The sequence below is a fragment of the Oryzihumus sp. genome (genome assembly GCF_054325275.1).
Window position 1 is genome coordinate 40,536 of the sequence record NZ_JBTCWL010000011.1, and the last position, 18,028, is coordinate 58,563.

An 18,028-nucleotide genomic window follows, 5' to 3' on the forward strand; every position below is an offset into this window, starting at 1 on the left:
ACGCAGGGCGGCCACGACAACATCACCGCGGCCTGTCAGGGTCGGGTCACTGTGATCGGGCGCACGCTGACGCCGCGCAGGCCGGGGACCGAACAGCCGGCCAGCCGCGCCGGCCTTGTGGTCCGCATCGAGACGCCCCACCACGTCAGGCCACTCCACGACGGAGCCAGCCCAGCGCGAGTGGCCGACTCCCTCAGCGCTGACAGGCGGGGTTCAGGGGCCCTGGATGGCGCGTTCGACCGCGTCTGAGAACTCCCGCCACACGAGCTCGCTGTACCGAGCCGTGATGTGGTGCCCATCCCTGTAGATGACCACGTTCTGCGGTGTGGTCACCGGGCACCGATCGGTGGGGCACAGCACGGACGTCATGTCGGCAAAGCGCACTGCAGCCGGGGCAGCTGCCTTCTCCGCTGCGACGAGGGGGGCGTCCAGATGGGTCCGGGTTCGTCGATCGAACGAGCACGCGTCGGCCGCGCTGCCCCCGTTGCGAGACAGGCACGCCGGCACGTCGGACATCGGGCGTGGCGTGTCACGCAGTACGACAATCCGAGGCGCCGCCTTGCGCAAGCGCGCAAACGAACGCGCGGAGCCGGCCCGCCAGACGTCCTCGATGGAGGCCACGTCCACGCGACTTCCGTCAGGTTTCAGGGCGAGCGTGCGGTAGTCCATCCACCTCCCGATCACGATCGCATCGAGTCCCTTGATGGAGGCCACGCGGTCGAGCATCTTGTTGCGCCACTCATCACACGTCCGGTAGCGGCTCTTCTGCTGCGCGACCCAGACAGGCACATCGCTGACATCGCACGAGCTCTTGCCGAAGTAGTAGTACGTCCAGCCGCGCTCCTTCACGGCACGGTCCAGCGCGGGTCGCCACTCCTGCATGTGCGAGTCACCGATGACCGCGATGGTGAGCTTGCCATGTCCCGAGCCGACTCGGCACTCGCTCGCAGGCGGCACTTCCGAGCCGTTGAAACCCGCATGGCAGGCAGAGTTGGTGGGCGTGTCTGCGCGTGCCGACGCCGCCAGGCTGCTGGCGCCTCCTTCGTTCGACGCCAGGGAAGTTGAGCTCACCAACAAGGCGGCGCTCACCAGGGAGACAGAGACGAGGCCACCACCGAGTTGCAGGGAGCGCGCACGGGAGCGCTGGAACCAGGCGGCATGGCGGGCCGGTTCCTCGACGATGTAGTGACTGGCAACGGCAAGCCCGAACGAGGCCACAACCGCCGCAAGCACCACCGGGCCGCTTGCATGCGGGGCGCTGGTCCCATCAGCTGCCGCGGTCTGGCCCCAGCGATCGTTGACGAGTATGAGCACCGGCCAATGCCACAGGTACCAGGCGTAGGAGACCCGGCCGATGTAACGCGGGACCGGGTGGGACAGCAGCTTCGAGATGCCCTCGTCGGGCACTCTTGCCCCAGCGGCGACCAGCAGGGCAGCGCCCAGGACGGGAACCACTGCCGCTGTTCCGGGGAAGGGCGTCGTCTCGTCCATCAGCAACGCCGAGCCGACCACCATGCCGAGCCCCACGAGCGAGCCGGCCAGAGCGGCCCTTCGCGTCAACAACCCGAGGACCGGTCGCGCAAGCGCCAGAGCCGCGCCGATGCCGAGCTCCCACGCACGAGTGTGAAGACCGAAGTACGCGAACGGGCTCCCCGCCGCGGTCAGCTGCCAGGAGGCAACGAACGAGCCCGTCGTCACCACCCCGAGCGTCACAGCAACCCGACGACGCGTCGCGAATGGCGCACGCCGCTTCGAGTACCTCAGCGTGTACACCAGAAGCAGGAGCAGGAGTGGCCAGACGACGTAGAACTGCTCCTCAACGCTCAGAGACCAGTAGTGAAGGACAGGACTCTTGTCCGTGTCCGCCATGTACTGGGTCGAGGCAGCGGCGAACCGCCAGTTGGCGCCCCACAGAGCGGCACCGACGAGGTCGCCGGCGATGCCCTTGCGGTCGATCGGCGGCACGAGAAGGAACGAGGCGATCGCTGTGGCAACCAGGACCAGCGTCGACAAGGGCAGCAGCCGACGCACACGTCGCGCATAGAAACCGCGTAGCGAGATGCTGCCGGTGCGGCCGACCTCGTCCACCAGCAGCCCGGTGATGAGGAATCCGGAGAGGACGAAGAACACGTCGACGCCGACGAAGCCACCGCCCACGAAGCCGATCCCTGCGTGGAAGGCAACGACGAGTATGACTGCGACGGCCCGCAGCCCCTCGATGTCCTTGCGGAAGCGTGCTTGTGGTCGCCTCCTCGGTCGGGCGGCGATCTCTGCGTCGGTGACGGTGGCGGAAGTCATACGCCGCCAGAGTATTCAGCATGGCAACGGTTGCTTCCACGCAGGAAGCCCGTCACCTGCGCAAACAGCCTTGGCCTGAGACCAGCGTCACGTCCGTGACGGCGTCGTTCGCCACCGGGCTCGGCCCTCACGGTGGGGTGGATGAGTCGGTCGGTACGCCGGGTTCTGTGCACCGCGGCCGTTACCGGCACTGCGGGCGACGGCCATCCATCTCGGGTGCCCGTTGCCGGACACCTCCAGCGGTCTACCCGGAAGCTCGGGCGGGCCGCCCTCGAACACTTCCTGTCTGACCTTGCTCCAGGTGGGGTTTACCTAGCCACGCCAGTCACCTGGCGTGCTGGTGGTCTCTTACACCACCGTTTCACCCTTACCGCGGCGCCTGCCCGGCCGGAGCCGGGTGGTTCGCCGAGGCGGTCTGCTCTCTGTGGCACTGTCCCGCGGGTCGCCCCGGGTGGCCGTTAGCCACCACCTTGCCCTGTGGAGCCCGGACGTTCCTCGGCGGCGCCCCGAAGGGCACCGACGCGGCCGTCTGACCGACTCATCCGCCGACGATCCTAACGGCTTCCCCGGACGCGGTATGCCGCGCGCCTCCCGCCGTCGGACGGGCACCTCCCTGCGCTCTCCCGGCTACTCCCGGGACGGTGGCACCGGTGCGCTGGCCGCGGGGTTGAGCCGCTCGCTGTCCTCCGGCGCCAGACCCTGCTCCGGGTGGACCGCCGGGCGCCCGCGCTGCACCCGCCACGCGCTGAACAGGGCGGCCATCGCAGCCAGCCAGGCTCCGCCGAGGACGAACCCGGCCAGCACGTCGGAGACGTAGTGGGCGGCCAGGGCCACGCGGGAGAAGCCGATGCCGAGGACCATGACGACCGCCACCGTGACCGCGACCCGGCGCCAGACCCCCTTGAGGACCGGCAGGAACACGAGCAGCAGCACGCCATACCCGACGACAGCCGCCTGGGCGTGCCCGCTGGGGAAGCTGGCCCCGGGCTCGTGGACGAACGGCTGGGACACGACGGGGCGCTGACGGTCCACCATCGCCTTCACCGCGGTGTTCAGCAGGGAGGACACGGCCGTGGTCACGACCACGAACAGCGCGAGCCGCCACAACCGGCGCCAGAGCAGCCACACCACCACGGCGAGCATCACCAGCTGCCACGCCAGCGCAGACCCGGACTCGCTGAACGCGCGCATCAGCCAGACGAACGCCGGCTGCGTCAACGCGAAGCGGTGCAGGCCGTCCCGGGCGCCGAGGTCAGCCTCGGACAGCGGCCCCCACCGGTCCTCGACCAGGAGGACCAGCAGCGCGAACGGCACCGCCACCAGGGCGAAGGCGACGGCAACGAGCACCGCCCTCGTGGTGTAGCGCTGGCGCCGCGAGGTGGTGCCGGGTGCCGGTTCTGCCATGGGGCCTCCATCACCGTCAGGAGCCCACCACGGTACCCATCAGTCCGCCGCGCCGGACACTCCCGCGCCCGCGGCGCGTATCCCGCGCCCGCCGGGCAGCCTGCGCTAGAGGTCCACGTGCAGGCTGGTCCCGACGTTCGGACGGTTCACCCAGCGTTGGGTCGAGTGGTAGCCGGTCGTGCCGCAGAAGACGTCGAAGCGCACCGACTCACCGTGCGCGGGCACATGCGTGAAGGTGAGGGCGTAGCCACCCCACGGACCGAAGTTCCCCGACAGCCACTCACCGTTGGGGGCAAGGGCGTAGATGGTGGCGAGCTGGTCACCATCGCACCCGTCGTCGCCGTACGTCATGACGGTCGAGTCCCCTGGCCACGCCTGTGCCGGTGCGGCGCCCAGCACCATCGCCGCCGCCACCCCCGTCGCCGCTGCCAGAGCCGCCAGCCTCCTGTGCACCATGGCTTCCCTCATTCGTCGCAAGTCCAACCCGACGCATCCCACGCTGCTCTGGCAGACCGGCGCAGTCCTCCACCCAATGGCGCACCGGCGGTCCGCACGCTGCAGGTGGCCGCCTACCTGATTCGGGTCAGACGGGCTCGAAGCGCACCGAGCGCCGGGCGATGTCGGCCTCGACGAGACGCACCTGCAGCGCCTCGCCCAGCGACACCCGGCCGCTGCACGGCGCCAGGATGGCCGGGTCGGCCACCTGGACCATGCCGCCGTGCGCGTTGAGGTCGACGACGACGGCGTCGAAGATCTCCCCCATCCGGTGGCGCAGCGCCGCGGCCTCGACCGCGTCGGTGCAGGCGCGCTCGACGGCGGCAGCCCGCTGGTCGGAGGAGGCCATCGCCTTCGGCAGCGCCGGCAGGGCCTCGCGCACCCAGCCCGGCACCTCGGCCCCCGCGCACAGCGCCTCGCACACCAGCAGCCCGAACCGGTCCACGAGCCGGCGCAGCGGTGCGGTGACGTGGGCGTACGGCGCGGCCACCGCGGCGTGCATACCGACCTCGGGCAGGGCCCCCACGAACGGGGTGTAGCCGGCGCCGCGGAACAGGCTCGTCGCCTCGTGGATCAGCGCGAGCTGGCGGGGGTCGCTGCGGTCCAGGGAGCGCAGGAACTCGCCGTAGAGCCACTCCGCCGGCCACACCACCCCGAGAGCCCGGGCCTGGCGGTGGAACCGGGCCACTGCCTGGTGGTCAGGCTCGGGCATGGTCCGCAGGATGCCGATGTCGCCGTGGAGCATCATCTCGGCGGCCGCCATGCCGGTCATCAGGGAGATCTGGGCGTTCCAGTCCTCGACCACCATCGGCGGCCGGAAGCGCAGGTGGTAGCGGCCGTCTTCGTCGACGGTGACCTCCTGCTCGGGCAGCGGCAGGCTGGCCCCGCCTCGTCCCTGCTCCAGCGCGATCCGCCGCTCGCCGACCTCGCGCAGCAGGGCCAGCCGCTCACCGCCGGACCCGGCGTCGACCGCCTGCTGCACCGAGGCGTAGTCCAGCCGCTCACGGCTGCGCACCATGGCACGGTAGACCTCGACCGAGACCTCCTCCCCGTCCTCGTCCAGGCGCAGGTCCCACACGAAGGCCGGCCGGTCCTGGTCCGGGAGCAGGCTCGCGGCGTCCTCCGCGATGCGCTCGGGGTGCAGCGGGGTGCGCCGGTCGGGGGCGTAGATCGTCTGACCGCGCCGGCGCGCCTCGGCGTCGATGGCTCCCCCGGCGGCGACGAAGGCCGGCACGTCGGCGATCGCGTAGCGCACGCGGTAGCCGGTGCCGGCGCGCTCGAGGCACATGGCCTGGTCGAGGTCCTTGGAGCCCGGTGGGTCGATGGTGAAGAACGCGACGTCAGTGGCGTCCCGCTCCGGCAGCCGCACCGCGGCCGCCGCGGCGTCGGCCTCCGCCAGCACCTCGGCGGGGAACTCGGCCGGCACGTCCAGCTCGGCGCGGACGGCGTCGAACGCCGCCCGCAGCTCGGTCCCGTCGACCCCGGCGGCCTCGACGCGGTCGGTCGGCCTGAGCGTGATCCTGCGCATCGACATGGCCCTCACACTACGCACGCGCGGCCGCCTGCGCGCCCGAAGCGAGGGCGAGCGGTGTCGCCTCCTACGCTGTCCCCCGTGCTGATCCTGCTGCCGCCGTCCGAGTCCAAGCGCGGCCGCCCGCGCGGCGCACCCACCAGGCTGGAGCGCCTCTCCTTCCCCGAGCTGACCGGCACCCGCGAGCAGGTGGCCGCCGCCGTGGCCCGGGCCAGCGCCCGCCCGGACGCGGCGGAGGCACTGGGGGTCAGCGCCAACCTGGCCGACGACATCGCCCGCAACACCCGGCTGGCCACCGCCCCGGCCCTGCCCGCCGCGGACCTCTACACCGGGGTCCTCTACGACGCGCTCGACCTGGCCTCCCTGGACGCCGCCGCCCTGCGCCGTGCGCGGCGCTGGCTGCTGGTCGTCTCCGCCCTCTACGGCGCGGTCCGGCCCGGCGACAAGGTCGCCCCCTACCGGCTCTCGATGGGGGTCAACCTCGAGGGCCTCGGCCCGCTCGCCTCGGTCTGGCGCGAGCCCCTCGCCCGGGTGCTCCCCGACGCCGCCGGCCGCGGCGTCATCGTCGACTGCCGCTCCAGCACGTATGCCGCCGCCTGGACTCCCAGCGGCGACCTCGCCCGCCGCTGGGTGCAGGTCAAGGTGCCCGGCGCCACGCACATGGCCAAGCACACCCGGGGCCTGGTGGCCCGCGCCCTCTGCGTCGCCGGCGTTGACGCCCGCACCCCCTCCGCCCTGGAGAAGGTCCTCGCCGCGGACTTCGAGACCGCGCTGCACGAGCCGAGGCGGGCCGGCCAGCCCTGGGTGCTGGAGACGACCGCCAGATGAGCGGAGCCGAGCTGGCCGACCTCGCCGCCCGTGTCGGGCCGGTCCTCGTCTTCCTCGTCGCGATCACCGTCGTGGCCGAGATCGCCGAGGCCGCAGGCGTGTTCGACGTCGCCGGCCACTGGGCCGCCCGCGCCGGCCGGCACCGCACCTGGGCCCTGTGGCTGCTCGTCGTGGCCCTGTCGGTGGGCGCGACGGTCGTGCTGAGCCTGGACACCACGGCGGTGCTGCTCACCCCGGTGGTCATCGCCGTCGCCCGCCAGCTCGACGTCAGCCCGGTGCCCTTCGCCATGACCACGGTCTGGCTGGCCAACACCGCCTCACTGCTGCTGCCGGTGTCCAACCTGACCAACCTGCTCGCACTGCACCGGTTCGAGTCGCTGGGGCTCGGCCACGCGGGATACATCCGGCTGGCCGCCCTGCCGGCGGCCGCGGCGATCCTGGCCACCGTCTGCGTCCTGGCCCTGCTGCACCGGCGCGCGCTGCGTGGGCGCTACACCCTCGACGCCCCACCGGAGCCGCACGACCGGGTGCTGCTCGGCGTCGCCGGCGGCGTGTGCCTGGCCCTCGGCCCCGCGTTCGTCACCGGCATCACCCCGGCCATCCCCGCCACCGTCGCCGCGCTCGTGCTCGCCGGCACCACCCTGGTCCGGCAGCCCAAGGTGCTGCGCGAGCTGAAGGTGCCCTGGCTCGTCGTCGCCGGCGTGTGCGTGCTGTTCGTCGTCGTGGACGTCGCCCTGCGCCACGGCCTGCAGGACCTGCTCGCCTCGGCCGTCGGCGGCGGCACCGACCTGCCGGCCCTGGCCCGGGTCACCGGCGTGGGCGCCGCCTCGGCCAACGTGGTCGACAACCTGCCGGCCTACCTGGCCCTGGAGTCGGTCACCGACACCGAGCCGCACCGGCTCATGGCGCTGCTCATCGGCGTCAACTGCGGGCCGCTGGTGACCGTGTGGGCGAGCCTGGCGACGATCCTGTGGCGCGAGCGGTGCCGCAGCGCCGGCGTGAGCGTCCCGACCCGGACGTTCGCCTGGCAGGGGGCCCTGTGCGCCGCGGCCACCATGGCGGCGGCGGTCCTGGCGCTCAGCCTGGCCTGAGCCGCCCCACCTGCGTCGGCACCGGTGCTGCCACAGGTGCCGACGCCGTTGCCTCCTCCGGGCCCTGGCGTCAGGCCTGGAGCGCCTGCACGAGGTCGTCGACCAGGTCGCGCACGTCCTCCAGCCCGACCGAGACGCGCAGCACGCCGTCAGTGATGCCGACCCGTCGCCGTGCCTCCTCGCCGAGACGCCGGTGCGTCGTCGTCGCCGGGTGGGTGATGAGGGACTTGGAGTCGCCCAGGTTGTTGGAGATGTCGATGACCTGCAGGGCGTTCATCAACGCGAACGCCTCGTCCTTGCCGCCGTCGACCTCGAACGTGACCACCGTGCCGCCGCCGAGCATCTGCGCCCGGGCGAGCTCGTGCTGGGGGTGCGACTCCAGCCAGGGGTAGACGACGCGGGACACCCGCGGGTGCGCCTCGAGCGCCCGGGCGATCTCCAGCGCCGAGGCGGCCATCCGCTCCACGCGCAGGCGCAGCGTCTCCAGGCCCTTGAGCAGCACCCAGGCGTTGAACGGGGACATCGACGGGCCGGTGTGGCGCATGAGGTTGCGCACCGGGCCGTTGATGAACTCCGCGGTCCCCAGCACGGCCCCGCCAAGGGTGCGGCCCTGGCCGTCGATGTGCTTGGTCGCCGAGTAGACGATGACGTCGGCGCCCTGCTCCAGCGGACGGGAGAAGACGGGCGTGCCGAACACGTTGTCGACGACGACCTGGGCGCCCGCGCCGTGCGCGAGCTCGCACACCGCGCGGACGTCGACCAGCTCCTGCATCGGGTTGCTCGGCGACTCGAAGAACACGGCCGTCGTCGGCACCGCCAGCGCCTCGCGCCACTGGTCCAGGTCCGGGCCGTCGACGAAGACGGTCTCCACGCCCCAGCGCGGCAGGATCTCGTCGAGGATCACGAAGCACGAGCCGAACAGCCCGCGCGCCGCCACCACGCGGTCGCCCTTGCCGAGGAGGGCGGCCAGCGCGACGAACACGGCGGCCATGCCGGAGCCGGTGGCGAAGCAGGCCTCGGTGCCCTCCAGCAGCCGCATCCGCTCCTCGAACATGGCCACGGTCGGGTTGCCGTAGCGGGAGTAGACGAAGCGGTCGACCTCCTCCTTGAAGGCCGCCTCGGCCTCCTCGGCGCTGGAGTATACGAAGCCGGAGGTCAGGTAGAGCGCCTCGGCGGTCTCCTCGAAACCGCTGCGGGCCAGCCCTCCCCGGACCGCGAGGGTGTCCGGACGCAGCTCGCTCACCCTTGCCTCCACGGCAGGCCGGCGACCTTCCAGCCGGACACGCTGCGGTGCCCGTGACCGTCCAGCGGCCCCTCGAACCCGTCCGCCACGTTGTAGGCCGGGCCGAGGCCCGCGCGCGTCGCGGCCTCTGCGGCGGCCGCGGACCGGACCCCGGAGCGGCACAGGAAGTAGATCGGGGCGCCCTCGGTGACGCCGGCGTCGCGCAGCTGGTCCAGGAAGCGCTCGTTGACCGAGCCGTCGGGGAAGCGCTGCCACTCCACCGGGAGCACCCGCTTGCCGAGCCCGGTCAGGTCGGGCAGCCCGACGTAGCTCCACTCCGCGGAGGTGCGCACGTCCACCAGGACGGCCGCGGGGTCGGACTCCAGCGCGGCATACGCCTCCTGCGGCGGGACGTCCCCGGCGTAGCTCACCGCCACTCCCCCTCCCGGCGCAGGACCAGGGCCTGGGCGACGATGACCCGCTGGCCGTCGAAGGTCACGGCCGGCGGCCCGTGCAGCTCGTAGCCCTCGGCCAGCGCGGCGCTGACCCGCTCGCAGAAGGCCCGGTCGTCCGGTCCGGTGAGGACCCGGTAGGCAAGTCGCTCGTCCATGGCCGCACCCTGCCACAGGCGTCCGCATGGCGGATGGCCGGGCTCAGCACGTGGGACAGCTGCCCCCCGTGCTCAGCCCTGGCGCAGGTGGGCGGTGTGGTTGACGAACGCCACCGACGCGCCGCCGTCGGCCCACACCTCGACCGCGGACAGCGACCCGGGTGCGGTCAGCAGCCGCCAGATCCGCTCGTGCGGTATGCCGAGCAGCTCGGTGAGCACCACGAGGATGGGCTTGCGGTGGGTCGCCACGACGACCACGCCGCCGGGTTCGACCGCCCGGCGGTAGGCGGCGAGCACCCGCTCGGCCAGTGCCGCGTGGCTCTCCCCGCCCGGGCGGGCGTAGTCGAGGTCGCCCCGCAGCCGGCCCAGCTCCTCGGGCCAGCGGGCGGAGATCTGGCCCATGCTGCGGCCGTCCCAGTCGCCGAAGGACTGCTCGTCCCAGTCGGCGTCGACCTCGGCCTCGATGCCCAGGGTCCGGGCGATGGCCTCGCCGGTCTGGCGCGCCCGGGTCAGCGAGGAGGTCACCAGCCGGGCGGAGCCGTGCCCCACCAGGTTGGCCACGGCACGCCCGGCGGCCCGGGCCTGCGCCTGGCCGGCGGCGTTGAGCGCGGGGTCGGTGCCGCCGCGCCCGTCAAGCTTGCCCGCGACGGTGAAGTCGGTGACGCCGTGGCGCACCAGCACCAGGCGGGTCGGCACGCCCAGGTCCGGCGCGGTGGTGGTGGACTCCCCGGAGGTCGCCGCGACGGACTCGGTGGACGTGGCGCCCACCTGCCGGTTGATCGACTCCCCGTCCATCGCGGCGTTGGCCAGCTTGTCGGCGGCGGAGTTCTCGGCGCGCGGCACCCAGGTGAAGCGCACCGAGCCCCCGGCGTCGCTGATCCGGGCGGCCACGTCACGAGCCTCCAGCGCGAGCCGGCGCATGTCTTCGTGCTTGATCTTCCAGCGGCCCGCCATCTGCTCGATGACGAGCTTGGAGTCCATCCGCACCTCGACGTCGGCCGCACCGGGCTCGAGGTCCAGGACGGCCTGCAGGCCGGCGACCAGCCCGGAGTACTCCGCGACGTTGTTGCTGGCGATACCGACCGACTCGGCCCGCTCGGCGAGCACCGCACCGGTGGCCGCGTCACGGACGAGGGCACCGTAGCCGGCGTTTCCGGGGTTGCCCCGGGACCCGCCGTCGGCCTCGACGACCAGCCTGCGCGCCACCGGGCTCAGATGCCGGACTCGGAGGTGCGCACGAGGATGCGACGGCACTCCTCGCAGCGCAGCACCTCGTCGTCGGCCGCGGCGGCGATGCGGTTGATGTCGACCTGGTTGAGCTCGAGCCGGCAGCCCTCGCAGCGGCGCTGATGCAGGGCCGCGGCCCCGACGCCGCCGCTGTTGGCGCGGATCTTCTCGTAGAGGGCGACGAGGTCCTCGCCGACACCGGGCACGACGTTGGCGCGGTTGGCGCTCACCTGGGCGGCCTCGGCGTCGAGGTCGGCCAGCGCCTTGTCCCGGGCTGCCTCCAGCGCGTCGACCTTGACCGTCAGCTCGGCGCGGGCGGCTTCGAGCTCGCGCACGCGCGCCTCGAGGGCCTCGGCCCGCTCCATGACCTCGAGCTCGACGTCCTCGAGCTCGCCCTGACGGCGGGCCAGGGAGGCGACCTCGTGCTGGAGGGCCTGGAGGTCCTTGGCCGTGCCCTGCCCGGAGTCCAGGCGGGCCTGGTCACGGGCGGCGCGGTCACGCACGAGCTGCACGTCGGCCTCGGCCTTGGCCACCTCACGCTGCACGTCGCCGTGCGCGGTGCGGGCCCGGACGAGCTCGCTGTCCAGGGCGCCGGTCTGCACCTCCAGTGCGGCCAGCTCCTTCAGCTCCGGGAGCGTGGCCTTGCGGTGCGCGATCTGGTCGAGGCGCGTGTCCAGCGCCTGCAGGTCGAGCAGTCGCCACTGACGGCTGGTGTCGGCTTTCAGGACGTACCTCCGGACGACTCGGCGCCGACCACGAAGTCCCAGGGGTCGGTGCGCAGTGTGGAAATGTGAACCTCCACCGTAGTGCCCCGCTCCCCGAGGGCGCGCAGCAACTCCTCGCGGGCACTGCCCAGCCACAGCGACTCGGTGGCCCAGTGCCCGGCGTCGACGAGGTAGGGGGTGCCCCCGCGGGCCTCCTCGCGGGCCTCCAGCACGGGGTGGTGGCGCAGGTCGGCGGTGACGTAGACGTCGGCCCCGCTGGCCCGCACCGCGTCGAACATGTCGTCGCCCGCGCCGCCGACCACCGCGACCCGGCGGACCCGGCCCTGCGCCGGACCGGCCACGCGGATGCCGCCAGGCGCGGCCGGGAGCGCCCCGGCCAGCCGCCGGGCGAAGTCCCCGAGGGACTCCTCGGCCGGCAGCTCACCGACCCGGCCAAGGGCCTGGCCCTCGACCTGCGCCAGCGGGGTGAGGTCGTGCAGACCGATCGCGGTCGCGAGCGCGTCGCAGACCCCTGGGGTGGCGACGTCGGCGTTGGTGTGCGCGACGTAGAGCGCGACGTCACCGACGACCAGCGCCGTGACCGTCGCGCCCTTGGCGGTGGTGGTGGCGATGCTGTGCACCCCGCGCAGCAGCAGCGGGTGGTGCGTGACCAGCAGGTCGGCACCGGCGTCCCGCGCCTCCTGGACCACGGCCAGCGTCGCGTCGACGGCGAGGTGGATGCGCCGCACCGGCTGCTCGGGGTCCCCGGTCACCAGGCCGACGCGGTCCCACGAGGCCGCGGTGGACGGCGGGTAGAGCCCGTCGAGGGCGTGGACGACCTCGGCGAGGGTCAGCTCCTGCATGTGGGCCCGGCCGGTCTCGAACCGACGACACCCGCGGTGTAAACGCGGTGCTCTACCAACTGAGCTACAGGCCCCACCCGGTCCGGCGCTAGGCCTGGACCAGGGTCTTGAGTGCGGCGTGGTAGCCGCTGAAGTCGCGCGCCTCGCCGACCTTGTTGACGAGGCTCCAGCGCACGATGCCGTCGGTGTCGATGAGGAAGGTGCCGCGCAGCGCGAAGCCCCCCTGCTCCTCGAACACGCCGTAGGCCCGGGCCACCTCGCCGTGCGGCCAGTAGTCGGACAGGACCGGGAACTCATAGCCCTGGGACTCCGCCCACGCCCGCTGCGTGAACATGTGGTCCACCGACACCGCCAGCACCTGGACGTGCTCGTTCTGGAAGGCCGCGAGGTTGTCACGGATCTCGCACAGCTCACCGGTGCAGATGCCGGAGAAGGCGAACGGGTAGAAGACCAGCACGACGTTCCTGCTGCCGTGGAAGTCCTGGAGCGACACGACCTGGCCGTGCTGGTCCTTGAGGTGGAAGTCGGGTGCGCTCTCGCCGACAGCAGGGGGCACCGACACGACCGGGAAGGCGTGCACGTCCGAGGGGCTCATGGCGCCCAGTGTGCCAGCCGTCAGCGGCGCGCCGACTTCGGGGCGACCAGTCGCGTGCCCGCCCAGTCGGCGCAGGCGTTGACGGTCCCCGAGGTGTGCAGCCCCGCCGTGAGCGCGGCCTCCTCCACATCGCTGGCGTCGACGTGCCCCTCACGCCCGGCCTTGGGGGTCATCAGCACGATGAACCCCCGGTCGGCCAGGTTTGTCAGCGCATCGACCAGGGCGTCGACGAGGTCCCCGTCCTCCTCGCGCCACCACAGGAGGACGGCGTCGGCGACGTCGGTCGACTCCTCGTCCTCGAGCTCGCCACCGGTGACAGCCTCGATGGCGAGCCGCAGCTCGTCGTCGACGTCCTCGTCCCAGCCGAACTCCTGCACTCCTTGCCCCGAGACGAACCCCAGCTTTGCGACCGAGCCGTTCGTGGCCGCCGCTTCCGCGGTCGCACCCACCGTCGTGTCCTCCTTGTTGACGTCCCCCGCCGAGCGGCGAACCGAGATGTTCTGTCCTGCGTAGTCCACTAGGTCAAGCAGAAACATGCAAGCAGTTCGTCCCGATCTGGTCAGGTCGGACCATCCGCTGGTCAGGTGGGCACCCCCTGCGGGAGGCGACGGCGCGGCATACAGTCAGGCCATGGTCGATCCAGAGGCGCAGCCCCAGGTCCACCCACCGAAGACCTGGGCGACGGGGGTGCCGGCCATCGCCAGCTCCTTCAAGCAGGGACTGGAGCAGATGGGGGCCGCGCGCACGGCGCGCACCTTCCTCAAGCTCAACCAGGACAAGGGTTTCGACTGCCCGTCGTGCGCCTGGCCGGACCCCGACCCGGAGGACCGGCACACGGCGGAGTTCTGCGAGAGCGGGGCCAAGGCCGTCGCCTGGGAGGCGACCACCCGCCGGGTCGACCGGGCGTTCTTCGCCCGTCACCCCATCGCGGCACTGCACGCCCAGAGCGAGTGGTGGCTGGGCCAGCAGGGCCGGTTGACCGAGCCGATGTACAAGCCCGAGGGCGGCACCCACTACGAGCCGGTCTCCTGGGACGAGGCCAACGCGATCATCACCCGCCACCTGCGGGCCCTGCCCTCCCCCGACGACGCCGCGTTCTACACCAGCGGCCGCACCAGCAACGAGGCGGCGTTCCTGTACCAGCTCATGGTGCGGGCCTACGGCACCAACAACCTGCCCGACTGCTCCAACATGTGCCACGAATCCTCCGGCCACGCCATGTCCGAGCAGATCGGGATCGGCAAGGGCGCGGTGACGCTCAACTCCCTCGAGCAGGCCGAGCTGGTCGTCATCTGCGGGCAGAACCCGGGCACCAACGCCCCGCGCATGCTGACCCACCTCGAGAACGCCAAGAAGAACGGCGCCACCATCGTGGCGGTCAACCCGCTGCCCGAGGCCGCGCTGATCCGCTTCCGCAACCCGCAGAACGTCAAGGGCATCCTCGGCACCGGCACGGCCATCGCGGACGAGTTCCTGCAGATCCGCCTCGGCGGCGACCACGCGCTGTTCCGGGCCCTCGCGCACCTGCTGCTGCAGGCCGAGGACGCCAACCCCGGCTCGGTCGTCGACCACGACTTCGTGCAGGAACGCACGACCGGGTATGCCGCGTACAAGGCTTCGCTGGCCACGCTCGACTGGGAGCAGACCGAGCGGGCGACCGGCCTGGCGCGTGAGGACATCGAGTCCCTCGCCGAGCGGTTCATGGCCTCCCGGGCCACCGTCGTGTGCTGGGCGATGGGCCTGACCCAGCACCAGCACGCGGTGGCCACCATCCAGGAGGTCGTCAACGTCCTGCTGCTGCAGGGCAACATCGGCAAGCCGGGCGCCGGCCCGTGCCCGGTGCGGGGCCACTCCAACGTCCAGGGCGACCGGACCATGGGCATCTGGGAGCAGATGCCCCCGGAGTTCCTCGACAAGCTGGCCAAGGAGTTCGCGTTCGTGCCGCCGCGGGAGCACGGCCTCGACGCGGTCGGCGTCGTGCGCCGGCTGCGCGAGAGGTCGCTGCGGGTGTTCGTCGGCATGGGCGGCAACTTCGCCATGGCCACGCCGGACACGCCGGTGGTGCACGAGGGGCTCGCGGCCTGCGACCTGACCGTCCACGTCTCGACCAAGCTCAACCGCTCGCACACCGTGACCGGCCGCGAGGCTCTGATCCTGCCCGCGCTGGGGCGCACCGACCGCGACGAGACCCCCCGCGGGCTCCAGGCGGTCAGCGTCGAGGACTCCCAGAGCCAGGTCCACCTCTCGGCCGGCTCGCTGACGCCACCGTCGGAGCACTGCCACAGCGAGGTGCGGATCGTCGCCGACCTGGCCCGCGCACTGGTGCCGGACGTGGGCCAGATCCCGTGGGCGACCTTCGCCGAGGACAACGACGCGGTCCGTGACCGGATCGCCGACGTGGTCAAGGGGTTCGAGGACTTCAACACCCGGGTCCGCGAGCCCGGCGGGTTCCTGCTGCCGCACAAGCCGCGTGACTCCCGCGAGTTCGACACGAAGGACGGCCGCGCGCAGCTGGTGGTCAACCCGGTGCAGGTGCTGGAGGTGCCGGAGGGCCGGCTGCTGCTGCAGACGATCCGCAGCCACGACCAGTTCAACACCACCGTCTATGGCCACGACGACAGCTACCGCGGCGTGCACGGCGGGCGGCGCGTGGTCCTGGTCAACCCGACGGACCTGCACCGGATGGGGCTGCACCAGGGTGACCTGGTCACCATCGTCAGCGAGTACGACGGCACCGAGCGGCGCGCCGAGCAGTTCCGGGTCATCGCCTACCCGACGGCGCCCGGCTGCGCGGCGGCCTACTACCCCGAGACGAACGTGCTCATGGCCACCGACCACGTGGCCGAGAAGAGCAACACGCCCGTGGCCAAGAGCCTGGTCATCCGCCTCGAGAAGGAGTGACACCACGGGCAGGTGGTGTCCGAGTGGCGGGGTTGCCCCTGCGGGGTGAGACTCCGAGAGGCGTCCACAGGGGGCGCCCCATCAGGGGGAAGGACCTCTTCATGGCTTTCCGATACCGGCGTGGGGTCGTACTCGGCTCCACCACCTGCCTGACGCTTGCCCTGGCTACGCCGGGGCTCGCACACGCCGACACCTCCCGGCACACCGTGGAGGCGGCGCCGTCCTGGACGGCGCACGCCCGCCCCGTCGGCCAGACCCCGTCCACTGCGCGCCAGACGTTCACCGCCGTGCTCGGGCTGCGCGACGAGGCCGGGGCCGAGGCCCTCGCCGGCGCGGTCTCCGACCCGTCGAGCGCGCAGTACGGCCAGTACCTCAGCGCCGCCGAGTGGCGGTCCCGCTTCGCCCCGACCCAGGCCTCGGTGGACACGGTCACCGGCTGGTTGCGCAGCAACGGCTTCGCCGTCACCGACGTGCCGGCCAACCACCGGTTCGTCTCGTTCACGGGCACCACCGCGCAGGCGGAGCAGGCGTTCGCGACCGATCTCAAGGAGTACGACAAGCAGGGCTCGACGGTCTCGGCCAACGCCACCTCGGCGTCCGTGCCGGCCGCCCTGTCCGGCCTCGTCGTCGGGATCGGGGGGCTCGACGCCTCCGCGCGCCGGACCCCGGACCACGCGGGCGGTCCAGAGGCCACCCGGCGCCACACCGCCGCGAGGGCGACCGCCGCGCAACCGGGCGACGTCCTGCCCCCGCCGGACCCGGTGTTCCACAACGCCGGGCCCTGCTCGGGCTACTACGGGGAGAAGCCGGCGACGGATGTGCCGCAGATCCTGGCCGACCCGCTGACCTACGCCCCCTGCGGCTACACCCCGACCCAGCTGCGCGGCGCCTACGGCGTCGACGGCGCGCTGAAGCAGGGCTACGACGGCCGCGGGGCGACCGTGGCGGTGGTGGACGCCTACGCCTCGCCGTACATCCTCGGTGACGCGCAGACCTACGCGAAGCGGCACGACCCCAGCCACCCGCTGCGCGGCTACCAGCTCAGCCAGTCCACCCCGGCCAGCTACAGCTACGTCGACGAGTGCGGCGCCAGCGGCTGGTACGGCGAGGAGACCCTCGACGTCGAGGCCGTCCACGCCACCGCCCCGCAGGCCGACATCCTCTACGTCGGGGCGAGCAGCTGCCAGAACTCCGACCTCAACGCGGCGGTGAACACCGTCGTCGACAACAGCCTGGCCCAGGTGGTCACCAACTCCTACGGCAGCGCCGGCGAGCCGACCTCCCGGGCCGACGTCGCCGAGGAGCACCAGACGTTCCTGCAGGCGGCCGCCCAGGGCATCAGCATGCTGTTCTCCTCCGGCGACTCCGGCGACGAGGTGGCCAACACCGGCAGCCGACAGGTCGACTACGAGGCCTCCGACCCGTTCGTCACCGCTGTGGGCGGCACGGCGCTCGCGGTGACCCGCACCAACGGCTACGGCTTCGAGCAGGGCTGGGGCACCGGCAAGTCCACGCTCACGAACGGCTCCTGGGTGCCCAACCCGCCGGCATACCTGTATGGCGGTGGCGGCGGCACCAGCCACCTGTTCAAGCAGCCGGGCTACCAGAAGGGCGTCGTGCCGGAGTCCATCGCCAACTACTTCGGCGAGGGCCCGCACCGCGCGGTGCCCGACGTCGCGATGCTGGGTGACCCCAACACCGGCATGCTCGTCGGCCAGAGCCAGACGTTCCCCGACGGCTCGGTGAAGTACGACGAGTACCGCATCGGCGGCACCAGCCTGGCCAGCCCGCTGTTCGCTGGGCTCGTCGCGGTGGGCGACCAGGTCAAGGGCGGGTCGCTGGGCTTCCTCAACCCGACCCTCTACCGCCTCGCCGGCACGTCGGCGTTCCGGGACGTCAACCACGGCCAGGCCGTGACCGACGGCGTCGTTCGGGTCGACTACGTCAACGGCTTCGACGGGGCCGACGGCACCCGGACCAGTCTGCGGACGCTGAACCAGACCGGCACGATCTACACCCGCAAGGGCTACGACGACGTCACCGGTGTCGGCAGCCCCAACGGCGTGAACTTCCTCGCGGCGGTCGCCGCGCAGGGCAGCCACCGCCAGCACGGTGGTGCCGGGACACACTGACGCACGGCCCCAGGCGGGCGGTTCCGGGCACCACTAGGGAGCTCGGAACCGCCCGTTGTGGCGTCCCGGGGGCGTGGGGTGGCACGGACCTACGAATCCTGACGCAGGCGACCACCGTCGTTCGCCT

General features: G+C 72.4%; 15 protein-coding genes, 1 tRNA gene, 1 other RNA gene and 1 pseudogene. 4 read left to right on the forward strand and 14 right to left on the reverse strand.

Going from position 1 to position 18,028, the window contains the following annotated elements:
- Positions 1 to 213: 213 nt before the first annotated feature.
- From ACXVGS_RS04565 to ACXVGS_RS04585, 5 genes are all read right to left on the reverse strand, one after another.
- Positions 214 to 2,298 carry an acyltransferase family protein gene (locus tag ACXVGS_RS04565; protein WP_458531093.1) on the reverse strand — a complete coding sequence of 695 codons (2,085 nt, stop codon included), beginning with the start codon at positions 2,296 to 2,298 and terminating at the stop codon, positions 214 to 216.
- A 138-nt stretch (positions 2,299 to 2,436) separates the two neighbouring features.
- Positions 2,437 to 2,839: RNase P RNA component class A (gene rnpB / locus ACXVGS_RS04570), an RNA gene on the reverse strand.
- 86 nt (positions 2,840 to 2,925) lie between these two features.
- Complete coding sequence (locus ACXVGS_RS04575) at positions 2,926 to 3,702, reverse strand: phosphatase PAP2 family protein (RefSeq protein ID WP_458528381.1); 777 nt, start codon at positions 3,700 to 3,702, stop codon at positions 2,926 to 2,928.
- Between the two features lie 105 nt (positions 3,703 to 3,807).
- Entirely contained in the window at positions 3,808 to 4,158 is a 351-nt protein-coding gene (locus tag ACXVGS_RS04580; RefSeq protein WP_458528382.1) for a hypothetical protein, read from the reverse strand.
- 127 nt (positions 4,159 to 4,285) lie between these two features.
- Positions 4,286 to 5,731, reverse strand: a complete 1,446-nt coding sequence (locus ACXVGS_RS04585) for an RNB domain-containing ribonuclease (RefSeq protein ID WP_458528383.1) — start codon at positions 5,729 to 5,731, stop codon at positions 4,286 to 4,288.
- Between the two features lie 78 nt (positions 5,732 to 5,809).
- Here ACXVGS_RS04585 and ACXVGS_RS04590 point away from each other — a divergent pair, with 78 nt between their 5' ends.
- Positions 5,810 to 6,556 (forward strand): YaaA family protein, encoded by a 747-nt coding sequence (locus ACXVGS_RS04590; RefSeq protein WP_458528384.1) that lies wholly within the window; start codon positions 5,810 to 5,812, stop codon positions 6,554 to 6,556.
- Positions 6,553 to 7,647, forward strand: a complete 1,095-nt coding sequence (locus tag ACXVGS_RS04595; RefSeq protein WP_458536672.1) for an SLC13 family permease — start codon at positions 6,553 to 6,555, stop codon at positions 7,645 to 7,647. The genes ACXVGS_RS04590 and ACXVGS_RS04595 overlap by 4 nt, the downstream gene beginning before the upstream one ends.
- A 70-nt stretch (positions 7,648 to 7,717) precedes the next feature.
- Here the strand turns inward: ACXVGS_RS04595 and ACXVGS_RS04600 are convergent, their stop codons facing one another.
- The 9 genes and pseudogenes from ACXVGS_RS04600 to ACXVGS_RS04640 all read right to left on the reverse strand — a co-directional run bounded on the left by ACXVGS_RS04600 (position 7,718) and on the right by ACXVGS_RS04640 (position 13,404).
- Positions 7,718 to 8,890: an O-succinylhomoserine sulfhydrylase gene (locus tag ACXVGS_RS04600; RefSeq protein WP_458528386.1), complete on the reverse strand. Its 1,173-nt coding sequence runs from the start codon at positions 8,888 to 8,890 to the stop codon at positions 7,718 to 7,720.
- Positions 8,887 to 9,300, reverse strand: coding sequence for a rhodanese-like domain-containing protein (locus ACXVGS_RS04605; RefSeq protein WP_458528387.1), 414 nt, complete (start codon positions 9,298 to 9,300; stop codon positions 8,887 to 8,889). The genes ACXVGS_RS04600 and ACXVGS_RS04605 overlap by 4 nt, the downstream gene beginning before the upstream one ends.
- Before the next feature lie 20 nt (positions 9,301 to 9,320).
- Positions 9,321 to 9,479: pseudogene (locus ACXVGS_RS04610) on the reverse strand (DUF1737 domain-containing protein); the annotation flags it as partial.
- Between the two features lie 72 nt (positions 9,480 to 9,551).
- On the reverse strand, positions 9,552 to 10,685 hold the full coding sequence (locus ACXVGS_RS04615; RefSeq protein ID WP_458531091.1) for a bifunctional RNase H/acid phosphatase: 1,134 nt from the start codon (positions 10,683 to 10,685) through the stop codon (positions 9,552 to 9,554).
- Between the two features lie 5 nt (positions 10,686 to 10,690).
- The gene (locus ACXVGS_RS04620) at positions 10,691 to 11,431 is read right to left on the reverse strand and encodes a zinc ribbon domain-containing protein (protein WP_458528401.1); all 741 of its coding nucleotides are present in this window, start codon (positions 11,429 to 11,431) and stop codon (positions 10,691 to 10,693) included.
- A complete protein-coding gene (locus ACXVGS_RS04625) occupies positions 11,428 to 12,273 on the reverse strand; it encodes a Nif3-like dinuclear metal center hexameric protein (RefSeq protein WP_458532935.1) in 846 nt (281 codons plus the stop codon). The genes ACXVGS_RS04620 and ACXVGS_RS04625 overlap by 4 nt, the downstream gene beginning before the upstream one ends.
- A 1-nt stretch (position 12,274) precedes the next feature.
- Positions 12,275 to 12,347, reverse strand: a tRNA-Val gene (locus ACXVGS_RS04630).
- Between the two features lie 14 nt (positions 12,348 to 12,361).
- Positions 12,362 to 12,868: a peroxiredoxin gene (locus ACXVGS_RS04635; RefSeq protein ID WP_458528390.1), complete on the reverse strand. Its 507-nt coding sequence runs from the start codon at positions 12,866 to 12,868 to the stop codon at positions 12,362 to 12,364.
- Positions 12,869 to 12,888: 20 nt separating this feature from the next.
- The gene (locus ACXVGS_RS04640) at positions 12,889 to 13,404 is read right to left on the reverse strand and encodes a DUF3052 domain-containing protein (RefSeq protein WP_458532934.1); all 516 of its coding nucleotides are present in this window, start codon (positions 13,402 to 13,404) and stop codon (positions 12,889 to 12,891) included.
- 94 nt (positions 13,405 to 13,498) lie between these two features.
- On the opposite strand from ACXVGS_RS04640, the gene ACXVGS_RS04645 reads away from it, so the two are divergent.
- Both ACXVGS_RS04645 and ACXVGS_RS04650 read left to right on the forward strand, forming a co-directional pair.
- Positions 13,499 to 15,769, forward strand: coding sequence for an FdhF/YdeP family oxidoreductase (locus tag ACXVGS_RS04645; protein WP_458536673.1), 2,271 nt, complete (start codon positions 13,499 to 13,501; stop codon positions 15,767 to 15,769).
- Positions 15,770 to 15,870: 101 nt separating this feature from the next.
- Entirely contained in the window at positions 15,871 to 17,901 is a 2,031-nt protein-coding gene (locus ACXVGS_RS04650) for a S53 family peptidase (RefSeq protein ID WP_458528393.1), read from the forward strand.
- Positions 17,902 to 18,028: the final 127 nt, after the last annotated feature.

Bases quoted from the DNA above. Each gene is read 5' to 3' on its own strand.
- ACXVGS_RS04650 (WP_458528393.1), top strand. From the start codon at position 15,871: ATGGCTTTCCGATACCGGCGTGGGGTCGTACTCGGCTCCACCACCTGC.
- ACXVGS_RS04565 (WP_458531093.1), bottom strand. From the start codon at position 2,298: ATGACTTCCGCCACCGTCACCGACGCAGAGATCGCCGCCCGACCGAGG.
- ACXVGS_RS04640 (WP_458532934.1), bottom strand. From the start codon at position 13,404: ATGTTTCTGCTTGACCTAGTGGACTACGCAGGACAGAACATCTCGGTT.
- ACXVGS_RS04575 (WP_458528381.1), bottom strand. From the start codon at position 3,702: ATGGCAGAACCGGCACCCGGCACCACCTCGCGGCGCCAGCGCTACACC.
- ACXVGS_RS04635 (WP_458528390.1), bottom strand. From the start codon at position 12,868: ATGAGCCCCTCGGACGTGCACGCCTTCCCGGTCGTGTCGGTGCCCCCT.
- ACXVGS_RS04585 (WP_458528383.1), bottom strand. From the start codon at position 5,731: ATGTCGATGCGCAGGATCACGCTCAGGCCGACCGACCGCGTCGAGGCC.
- ACXVGS_RS04580 (WP_458528382.1), bottom strand. From the start codon at position 4,158: ATGGTGCACAGGAGGCTGGCGGCTCTGGCAGCGGCGACGGGGGTGGCG.
- ACXVGS_RS04645 (WP_458536673.1), top strand. From the start codon at position 13,499: ATGGTCGATCCAGAGGCGCAGCCCCAGGTCCACCCACCGAAGACCTGG.
- ACXVGS_RS04625 (WP_458532935.1), bottom strand. From the start codon at position 12,273: ATGCAGGAGCTGACCCTCGCCGAGGTCGTCCACGCCCTCGACGGGCTC.
- ACXVGS_RS04595 (WP_458536672.1), top strand. From the start codon at position 6,553: ATGAGCGGAGCCGAGCTGGCCGACCTCGCCGCCCGTGTCGGGCCGGTC.